Raw genomic sequence first — 8045 nt, 5'->3', positions numbered from 1 at the left:
GTGCGGATTCTGATCCGCCGGGGAGGCCTTTTTCATGCCCGGTGCCCGCCCGCCCCGGCGCTGGTGTGCCCACTTCGAGGTGCTCGCCCCGCCGAGCGGTCCGAACGTGCCGCGACCACCCATCCGTTTTCCGTCATCTCCCCCGCCCCCTGCCGAGCTGTCTCTGGACGCGGCGCCACCGGCTACCAGACCATTCACATTCGCCAGGAGGTCAAGATCACGCCTTCGGTCATGAATCCGGAGCTGTGATACCGATCGCGCTCGGCCGTCAGGATCACGCAGAGCTCCCTTCGTTGGAGTGATCCGGTGCGGTCAGCGCTCCCAGGTAGTCGTCGAGGAGCTGGACCTGCCGCTGCGGCGGGAACACCGTCGGGGCGAACAAGGCCTGAACGACCAGGCCCAGAACAAACGACTGAGCCCCGGCCGCGACGTCCGCGGGATTGCCCGGGGGCAGTTCTCCGAGCTCCTGGGCCGCGGCCACCCGATCGGTCAGTCTGTCGCGGCCCACTGCGTACTTGCGGGCATGGTCGGCACTCAGATCGGGGTCGGCAAGCGCGGCATCCCAGGAGGACACCCAGATCCGGTTGCTGTCAGTGGACTCGGGAGTCATCGGCAGGATGTCCAGCAGCGCGTCCCTGAGGGAGGCCAAGCCCCTCCCCGAGTCCCGGCGAGGGCGGGAGAGCGTCCGTTGTTCGAGCAGGTCGAGGGCGTACTCCACCAGGGCCCGTTTGGTCGGGAAGTAGTGCGTGAGCAGGCCGGTGGTCGCACCAAGCTCGGCGGCGACGGCGCGCAGAGTCAGGCCGGCGAAGCCGCGTGCGGCCATCACCTGCCAGACGGCTTCGGAGACATCGCGTCGGCGTGCCTCGTGATCTCCCTTGGTGCGTGACATACCACCACGGTACATTTCCACAACACTTGTTATGCGAATGGGGAGGTCTTCATGTTCTCGTTGCCGCTGCGCGACAACGCCCACCTCGGCCCGCTGGAGGTCTGGCACGCCCAAGAGTTCGCCGACCACCTCGACCGGGCGCGTGAGCACATCCGCCCTTGGGTCGGGCCGTCCTTCGTCACCGACGACCTGGCCGGGGCGCGCGCCACACTCCAGCGGTACGCGGAATTCCAGGCGCGCGACGGTGCCCGTCTGTACGGCGTCCGGCACGATGGATTGCTGGTCGGTGGCGTGATGTTCACCAGCTTCGACGCCGCCTTCGGCTCGTGCGAGGTCGGCTGCTGGCTGGAGCCCTCCGCCGAGGGCCACGGCGTGGTCACGCAAGCATGCCGCGCGCTGCTGGACTGGGCGTTCACCGTGCGGGGACTGCATCGGGCCGAGTGGCACTGCCGGGCCGACAACGACCGCAGTTCGGCGGTGGCCAAGCGGCTCGGCATGACGCTCGAGGGTGTGCGACGCGAAGCATGGCCCTATGAGGGCAGACGCTACGACAAGCAGGTCTGGGCTGTCCTCGCTCCCGAATGGCGAGACCTGGGACGATGACCGGAACCGGCCTCGCCCGGCAGCCGTGCCGTCTGCCTCTCCGGCGAACAACGGGAGGCTCTTCGCGGGTCCGCGCGTGAACCGGTCTCCCCGGGGCCCCCGCCACAGGTGGGCGGCCCCGAGCCGGCGTGGATGGAAACAACCAGCCACCAGCAGGTCGCGAGCGAGGAGCAGCAGTTCGGCGGATTCGGATACGAGGGTCTGGAGCTGAGGCCATCCCCGCGCGTGCGGGGATGGTCCCACGCCTACACGCGACTGGACGTCGAGTCGGTGCTGCCCCCTCACCCACGGGGCCGTCGACCGGGCGCTCCGCCGATGGATGCCGCCGGGTGTGCCGCACGAGCCACTCACGCTGTTCCGCGTACTGCACCGCAACCCGGAGCTGGCCTCACGAACGTTCGCCCTAGGCGCCGGACTCGGACATGAGCCCGGCCAGGAGCACACCCGCGGCCTGCCCGCCGCAGCCCTCACGATGCCGCCGCGGCCCATTGCCACGGAGACGTCCCACCTCAACACAGCGAACCGCCGTTTGGCCCCTCACCGGGCGTCCTGATGCAGGTATGAGTAGTTGCCGTACAGCAGGCGCCGCCGGGAATGATCGCGGTTCGTTTGCCGACAGGCAGCGGACAGCTCGATCCAGCCGCCAAGGGGTCTTAGGATTGTGATGTTGCCGTGGGCCGCCGCTCGCACGAGCTGATGTGCCCTCGGCTGACGGAGTGATGGGAGACCCTGATGGGCTCGTTCGATGTGCCGTTGGACGACGAACGCATCCAGCTTGATGCGTTCGTGACGGAGTGTCGGAGCGCCCTCGATGCCATACTCGACGGCCTCACCGAGGAACAGGCCCGCCGTCGGCTCGTCCCGTCGGCGACCACGTTGCTCGGACTGCTCAAGCACGTCACGTGGATGCAGCGGGTGTGGTTCGAGGAGTGCGTCGGCGGCACGTCCCGTCGGGATCTCGGCTTGGTCCAGAGCCCTGACGAGTCCTTCCGGCTCACCGACGAGGACACCATCGCCTCCGTCACGGCGGCCCACCGGGGCGCCTGCGCAACGGCCCGGACGGTGGTGACCGGCCTGCTACTGGACACCGTCGTGACCGGCCACCGGGCCGGACCGCGCACGCTGCGCTGGGTGTACTTGCAGGTCCTACGCGAGCTGGCCCACCACTGCGGGCACGCCGACATCCTGCGCGAGCAGCTACTGGCGGCCGACTGAGTTCTGAGACCGGGTTGTCCTGGGCGGTGTGTCCGCTGAGCTGGGCACGATGTGCGGAGGGCGGCCCGTGGGCGGAGCCACTGGGTGACCTGGCGGCGGTGTCCCAGATCATCGAGGGGCTTCGAGTGCAGCGTCCGGGTCGAGGCGGTCGGTGTCGTGGGCGTCGCACTTGGCAAAGACCCGCGGTTGAGCCGGGCGTGAAGTTCGGCCGGAGAGCTGTGCTCAGGCGGCGGCAGGCGACGTCCGGGGCGGTCATGCTGCGGCGGCCTCCCGCGCAGGACAGGTGACGCCGCGGTCATCACCGAACGAATCGATGGTCTGTTCCAAGGCATTCACCCGCCGATCCCTACGCTCCGAAGCCGGCTGGCGCCCCGTCCGGACGGGCTCGGGAACCGTTCCCCCAGATCCTGCGTCCGCTCCTTTGTTGCCGACTGTTATTGAGGGGCCGAAATGCGAGTCCGGACGCTGGTGGGCCTGGCGGTATCGACGTGCGTGGTGCTGGGCGCGAGTGCGTGTGGTCCGGACAAGTCGGGAGACGAAACGTCCGCGGCCGCGAAGCCGACGCCGTCGTCCGAACCGTCGCGGTCCGAAGAACCGTCCGTGTCACCGCGGGCCGAGAGTCCGTCAGCCGAGCCGACCGCTGACCAGTCCGCGCCCAGGACGAAGGAGGGCGCGATCCAGCGGTACGAGCAGTACCTCCATGCTGTGGGACGCGAGGACATCGCCACGGTCTGCGAAGTTGCCGGGCCGGCGGCGAAGCAGGCAGAGGACCAGGGGTTCGGCCCATGCACATCGACGTTCGTCGTCACGTTTCAGATGATCTCGCCTGCACAGAAGAAGGCCCTGCGAACCGCGACGGTCGACCCGCAGCGCGTCGATGTACTGACCCTCGCAAAGGTCGAGATTCCGACCGATGCGATCAGGGCCTCCGTCACGTTCTCCGAGAGCGAGCTGGGCAGCAGCACTCTGGAGTACCTCGAGGGTAATTGGTACATTACCGACTGAGGTCCGATCACCGTCAGTGCCGCCGCAACGGGCTCTTTCCCTCACCTGACAACGCAGCAGTTCATGAAAGACCTGGTCGGTCCAGTCGCCCATCAGATAGGTGGCCTCGGGCTGCTCATCGAGCCATGCAAAGTTTCCCGTGCTCTGACTGGTAAACGCAGACCGCCTCCTTCGGTGAGGGTCATAGACGTGCTCATAACCTGTGTCACCGCCCATGTCATAGCTTGAGCGTGCGGGCGGGCATGGGCCGGCGGAGCCCAGACCACCACGACCGCCCCGGTCGACGTCGTGGTCCTGGTCGCCCTTGCGGGTACGACAGCCCCATGACGTACCGCCAGGCCGGGCACTTACGTGTGAGGTTGGATGCATTCGCCGCGCACGTTCTCAAGCAGGAGTCGAGGGACGGCTCATCCTCACTGCAGCTTGCCGGACGGTCGCGAACGTCGACTCGATCGGGTTGGTCGTGCACAGGTGGATCCAGTGCTCGGCGGGGAAATCCTGGAACGCCAGCAGCTCCGCCGTATCGTGAATGATCTTCTTTGGGCCTTGGGCCCCTTCGCGCCGTAGGCGTGCTCGGACGAGGTGACAGCCTTCAGCGCGTGTTCGCGGTCCTCGGCGTTGCAGATGTCCTGAAGCGCCATGCGGGCGTCGGGCTGGGCCGGCTTCAGCAGAGCGTTGAGCACGTTGGCCGATTTGTGAACCCAGCACCTCTGATGCCGGGAGGCGGGAAAGACCTCGTCCAGGGCCTTCCAGGTCACCGGACGACAGGCCGTGGAGATAGAGCAGCGGGAGGACCTCGCTGCTCTTCGGGGACTTGCGGCACCAGGGCGGCAGGATCGCCGGGGAGAACCGTTTACGCTCGCCCGTGGACACATCGATCCCCCGCTCGTTCACGCACGGGGGCTTTGACCTCGACCGTTCCGGCGCCCGTGGCGGCATTCCGCGGCTGGTGGTAGCCGTTGCGGACGACCAGGCGTCGACCCTGGTCGTCCCGCTCGCCCGCCAACTCGCCTATATGAGCATTGCTCCCTCGACGAACCGCTGGGCCCTGCGGCTCGGACCGACGGCGCGACCGGGAGGATCGGCGGCGGCTCGGGGCCAGGTGGATCGGTCGCCCTGCCGTTGGCCACCCGCCGACGTCGGCCTGGCGCCCCATCATGGGCGGGGACGGGGTGACACTACGCAGGGACGTAGAGCGGCGGGTGCTCGAGCACGCGGGGCTTGTACTCGACCATCTGGATGCGGCCGTCGAAGGTGCGGTGCTCGATCATCTCGAGGGCAACGTCCGGATAGCCGTCGTAGATGCGTTCTTCACCCGTAGCCCCGGTGATCACCGGGAACATCACGACCCGGAACCGGTCGACGAGTCCGGCACGCAGCAGGGACCGGCACAGGCTGAGGCTGCCGATCGTGCTGAGGAGCCCCGAGCCACTCGACTTCATGGCCCGGACCGCCTCGACAGCGTCGTCGCGCACGAGCGTGGAGTTGGCCCACGTCAGCGGCTCCTCGAGCGAGGAGGAGAACACCACCTTGGACGCTCGTGCGAGCTCGTCAACGGACGCCTCCTCTTCGGGCCTGAACTCGTCCTGACCATCCGGGACCTCGCCTGCGGCGAAGCCCGACATCAGACGGTAAGTGTTCGCTCCCATCAGGTAGGTGACCTCGGGCTGCTCACCGAGCCATGCAAGGTACTCCGGGCCCTCAAGGCCCCAGAACCCGGGCCACCCCTCACCCGATGCGTAGCCGTCGAGGGAGGTGATGAAGTCAACGAGAAGCTCCGACATGGCAGGGTCCTTTCCTGAGGTCTCACAAGCTTGGACCAGCCGGGAGCCACAAACTCATCGGCCGCGCTGTGGAGCAACGAGAAAACGGACCGGCCGACCGCCAATCGGGTCGATACTCCGGACGGCCGTGGGCCCAGCCGACTCGCCGGCAGAACACCTTCCAGCAGCCGGCCGTCGCCATCCGGGTAGGCGACCCACAGCGTGCCCTGCGTGGACAGACGGGATTGCGGCCTGCCCGTCCGCGGGTAGGTCCGCTGCCACGCCGCCTGCCTGAGAGGTCGACCCTCGTGATCACCGTCCCCATGGGATTCACACCGTAGCCGGTCACGGTCAGCGGTCCGGAGGGGTCCACCGTGGCCACGGCCCGGACCTGGCCCGGCAGGACGAAACGCTTTGAGAGGGTCATGCGCCCCCATGCGACGGGCTGACCGGCTGCCTCTGTGGGTAGCGACCATCCACGATCCGCCGGACAGGGCCAAACTGTGCCCGAGCTCGTCAGTAGGGCTCCGAGTTCCCGCGCTGACGGGTAGTCGGGCGTCGCAGCAGTACGGGACGCAGCCTGCTGTAGCCGCGTACCGACACCGGGCGGAGAGTCCTGAGTTCGTAGGCAGGCATGCCGGCCAGCTCGCTGGCGCATTCAGTGTCGACCAGTACGCTGTCCGGGCGGGCCACCGCGGTGAGCCGGGCAGCGATGTTGACCGCTGCGCCGTAGACGTCGCCGTAGCGGCTGAGTACAGCGCCGTGCGCCAGCCCGGTCCGTACCTGCGGGAGCCTTGATTCCGCTTCGGTACGCGCGGTGAGCTCCAGGCCTATGTCGGCGGCCGCGGACGCCGACTCGCAGATGAAGAGCACCTCGTCACCGATGGTCTTGACCACCCGCCCCCGCCCTTCCGCGACCACATCGCCGGTAAGGCTCTCGAACCGGTCGAGCACCCCGGCGAGTTCGATGCTGTCCAGCCCACGGGTCATCCGCGTGTAGCCCACCATGTCGGTGAACCCCACTGACCGGTTGCGGACATCGCCACCGCCCGCGGTCCGGAGCCCTTCACCCGCCGCCGACCCCACTGGCTCGGCCTTCCGCGCCGCCACCCCCTCCAGCGGCGAGACGGGCTGCTCCTCCGCTTCGGCGATCAACCGGTCGGCGTACGCAGCGAGATGCCGACGCCACACATGCCGCTGCAAGAGCTCGATCTCCGGCAGGAGCGTCGCAGCGTGCCCCATCAGCTCCCCCGCGCCGGGGTTGGCCGAGCTGTGGTTCATCCAGGTCCAGAGCGTGTGCACCTGCCATTCGGCGAGCCTGGACAGATGGTGCCCCAGGGCCCGTACCATCATCGTCTCGCTCTCTTCGGTGATCAGTCCGGCCTCGATGAGCCGCTCCCCTGCGCGCAACGCGTCGACGTCGGCATCCGTGAACACCCGCGCGTCGTCGTCGACTGTCGGGAAACCGAGCGCACGCCAGATCCGCTCCGTGCGCTCGGGCCGCACCCCGGAGCGCTCGGCTGTCTCCCGTCGTGTCCAGAGGCGGCCGGTGCCGAGCAGCACCCCCTCGACGGTTTGGCGCAGTCGGTCACCGCTGGGCGGGGCCACCCGTTCCCGTTCAGGCTCGGCCGCGTTCACGTGGTGTGGACGATCAGCACGTCGAGGTCTGCCTTCCTGGCGATATCCGCGGGTACGGAGCCGAGGATGCGCCCGGCGAGTGAGCGCAGCCCCCGGTTGCCGACAACCACGAGATCGACGGCGGACTCCCGGGCGACCTGTACCAGTGCGGGCACCGGTTCGCCCTGCACTGCGACTGCCCGCATGTTCACCGCGCCCTGCGCACGTGCCCGGTCACCGGCGGTACGCAGAGTGCTCTCAGCGGGCGCCGAGCCCACCACCTGATACGCCTCCGACCCCAGTTGGTCCCGTGCCAGGTCCAACTCGGGTCCTCTCATCGGCAGATAAGCGCAGGCGATCACCAACTCCGCCTCGCAGGCGGCGGCCAGGCGGGCAGCCGCCTCGACCGCTGCTAACGACGAGTCCGAACCGTCGGTGCCGACCATGACCGTCCGATAGGCAGTCAAGATGCACTCCTTACTCCAGAGTCAACTTACTCCAGAGTAAAATAGAGTGCAGCCCCGGCGCTGGACAAGGGGCCGGCGCGTGACACGAGCGCGCCGTCACGGCGGCTGAACGCTCAGGGAGCGGGTGATGGCCAGGGCCACCCGAAGGCGGGCTGCTGTTCGGCGCCGGCGTCCACACCACCTGGCCCGCGTACCCCGACAGGAGGTGCCGCGCAGCGTGCCGATCCTGCTCACCACGGGCCACTACGCCACCCACACGGCATGGGGACTCGAAGACTTTCTCGACCGGCACCGCGACGACCTCGTCCCGAAGATCGCTGCGGCCCTGTGTCTGGAACACCTCGGCGCCCTGGCCTGACCCCTCGACCGTCAGGACGGCACGCCGGACAGCGTCCACGAGTTCGGATGCATGTTCGCCAGCCCGCACAGGGCCGTCATCGACGCCGTACGCCGGGGCCTCGACCGGGCCGGGGTCACCGAGTCGCG

The 8045-nt window shown here is 68.4% G+C and carries 9 protein-coding genes and 2 pseudogenes; 6 read left to right on the top strand and 5 right to left on the bottom strand.

All coding sequences use genetic code 11. The features are described 5' to 3' along the window. On the top strand, positions 1-249 hold a 249-nt coding region (locus tag JGS39_RS15715), incomplete at its 5' end, for a hypothetical protein (RefSeq protein ID WP_219569712.1). Positions 250-274: 25 nt separating this feature from the next. Here the strand turns inward: JGS39_RS15715 and JGS39_RS15710 are convergent. Continuing rightward, positions 275-889, bottom strand: a complete 615-nt coding sequence (locus JGS39_RS15710) for a TetR/AcrR family transcriptional regulator (RefSeq protein ID WP_219569711.1) — start codon at positions 887-889, stop codon at positions 275-277. 51 nt (positions 890-940) lie between these two features. Between JGS39_RS15710 and JGS39_RS15705 the strand changes: the two genes are divergently transcribed. From JGS39_RS15705 to JGS39_RS15695, 4 genes and pseudogenes are all read left to right on the top strand, one after another. Then, positions 941-1492, top strand: coding sequence for a GNAT family N-acetyltransferase (locus JGS39_RS15705; protein ID WP_219569710.1), 552 nt, complete (start codon positions 941-943; stop codon positions 1490-1492). Between the two features lie 319 nt (positions 1493-1811). Beyond that, a pseudogene (locus tag JGS39_RS40870) lies at positions 1812-1916 on the top strand (carboxymuconolactone decarboxylase family protein); the annotation flags it as partial. Positions 1917-2224: 308 nt separating this feature from the next. Beyond that, a complete protein-coding gene (locus tag JGS39_RS15700; RefSeq protein WP_219569709.1) occupies positions 2225-2707 on the top strand; it encodes a DinB family protein in 483 nt (160 codons plus the stop codon). Positions 2708-3412: 705 nt separating this feature from the next. Further along, complete coding sequence (locus JGS39_RS15695) at positions 3413-3712, top strand: hypothetical protein (RefSeq protein WP_236063724.1); 300 nt, start codon at positions 3413-3415, stop codon at positions 3710-3712. Positions 3713-4138: 426 nt separating this feature from the next. Here the strand turns inward: JGS39_RS15695 and JGS39_RS15690 are convergent. The 4 genes and pseudogenes from JGS39_RS15690 to JGS39_RS15675 form a co-directional block, all read right to left on the bottom strand. Then, positions 4139-4733, bottom strand: a pseudogene (locus JGS39_RS15690) (transposase); the annotation flags it as partial. 157 nt (positions 4734-4890) lie between these two features. Continuing rightward, the gene (locus tag JGS39_RS15685) at positions 4891-5496 is read right to left on the bottom strand and encodes a dihydrofolate reductase family protein (RefSeq protein ID WP_219569708.1); all 606 of its coding nucleotides are present in this window, start codon (positions 5494-5496) and stop codon (positions 4891-4893) included. A gap of 495 nt (positions 5497-5991) precedes the next feature. Next, positions 5992-7083 (bottom strand): adenylate/guanylate cyclase domain-containing protein, encoded by a 1092-nt coding sequence (locus JGS39_RS15680; protein WP_308120441.1) that lies wholly within the window; start codon positions 7081-7083, stop codon positions 5992-5994. 26 nt (positions 7084-7109) lie between these two features. Next, positions 7110-7559: a universal stress protein gene (locus JGS39_RS15675; RefSeq protein ID WP_219569706.1), complete on the bottom strand. Its 450-nt coding sequence runs from the start codon at positions 7557-7559 to the stop codon at positions 7110-7112. 217 nt (positions 7560-7776) lie between these two features. Here JGS39_RS15675 and JGS39_RS15670 point away from each other — a divergent pair, with 217 nt between their 5' ends. Beyond that, the gene (locus JGS39_RS15670; RefSeq protein ID WP_219569705.1) at positions 7777-7917 is read left to right on the top strand and encodes a hypothetical protein; all 141 of its coding nucleotides are present in this window, start codon (positions 7777-7779) and stop codon (positions 7915-7917) included. The last annotated feature ends 128 nt before the right edge of the window (positions 7918-8045 follow it).

The organism is Streptomyces poriferorum, from assembly GCF_019399235.1.
In the GTDB taxonomy this organism is placed as follows: Bacteria; Actinomycetota; Actinomycetes; order Streptomycetales; family Streptomycetaceae; genus Streptomyces; species Streptomyces poriferorum.
The sequence above is the reverse complement of the archived record's forward strand: the minus strand, read 5'-3'. Positions and strand labels throughout refer to the sequence as shown.